This is a genomic window from Streptomyces sp. NPDC107562 (genome assembly GCF_055657325.1).
The window spans coordinates 1-1493 of the sequence record NZ_JBVKBE010000043.1; the positions used below are offsets into that span (position 1 = coordinate 1).

Below are 1493 nucleotides of genomic sequence, written 5' to 3' on the forward strand. Positions count from 1 at the left end.
CTCACCGCCTTCGACCACCAGGACCTCCCCTTCGACCGCCTCGTCGAAGACCTCCAGCCCACCCGCTCCCTCGCCCGCCACCCCCTCTTCCAGGTGCTCGTCGTCGTGGAAGACGCCGTCGACACACCGCTCCTGCGAGCCACCGGCCTGCACACCGAAACCGCCGTGTCACAAGCGGACGCAGCAAAATTCGACCTCTCCTTCCGGTTCATCGAGCATCTGGCCGCTGATGGAGATACGGGTGGCATAGCGCTTCTCCTGGAGTACGCGTGTGATGTGTTTGATGAGGGGACGGTGGAGCGGTTGGGTCGGGCGCTGGTGGATGTGCTGGCGTTCGTGGTGGAGGCTCCGTCGGCCGGGGTGGGGGTGTGGCCGGTGCTGTCCGCCGCGGACCGGGAGAGCGTGGAGTGCTGGGGCCTCGCGCCGGCGGACGAGGTGAGCCGGGCAAGGACGGTGAGCGGGGAATTCGCCCGGCAGGCGGCGGCCACCCCCGGCACGGTCGCGGTCGTCGACGGCACACGTCACCTCACCTACGCGGAACTCGATGCGCGTGCGGAACGTCTGGCGGCACTGCTGCGACAGAGCGGTGTGGGCACGGAAACCGTCGTGCCGCTGCTGATGAACCGTTCGGCCGAGCTGATCGTGACCCTGCTGGCGGTGACGAAGACCGGAGGGGTCTACCTGCCCCTGCACCAGGCCCACCCGGCCGATCATCTGGCCACCGTCCTGGCAGATCTGGACAACCCCCTGCTCCTGGTCGATACCGCCCACGAGGACCACGTCCTGACCCGGGGCCGCCGCACGCTGACCGTCACCGCGGACACCGGCACCGATCCCTCACCGGGCAGTGATGTCCTTCCCGGCCAGGCCATGTACGTGATGTACACCTCCGGCTCAACCGGCCGGCCCAAGGGCATCACCATCACCCACCACGCCGTCTGCGACCTCGCCCAGGACCCCGCCTGGAACGTCCACCCCGGCGACCGGGTCCTCTTCCACGCCCCCCACGCATTCGACGCCTCCACCTACGAGATCTGGACCCCGCTGCTGACCGGCGCCACCACCGTCGTCGCACCCCCGGGCCCCCTGGACACCCCCACCCTCGACCGGCTCGTACACGAACACGCGATCACCCACCTCAGCATGACCGCCGGCCTGTTCCGCGTCACCGTCCCCCACCTCGACCGCGCCTGGAACACCCTGAAGGAAATCACCACCGGCGGCGACGTCATCGCCCCCCAAGCCGTCACCCACACCCTCACCCAGGCCCCCCACCTCACCGTCCGCACCACCTACGGCCCCACAGAAACCACCCTCTGCGTCACCCACACCCCCTACACCACCCACGACACCATCCCCGCCGCCATCCCCCTGGGCACCCCCATGGCCCACACCCGGATCCTCGTCCTCGACGAGCACCTCAAGCCCACCCCACCCGGCGTGACCGGCGAACTCTACGCAACCGGCACCGGACTCGCCCGCGGCTACCACAA

1 protein-coding gene is annotated in these 1493 nt (G+C 69.5%); it reads left to right on the top strand.

The window, feature by feature from the left end; translation table 11 throughout:
- The coding region (locus ACZ7LV_RS38965; protein WP_471946093.1) for an AMP-binding protein at positions 1–1493 on the top strand (1493 nt) is incomplete at both ends.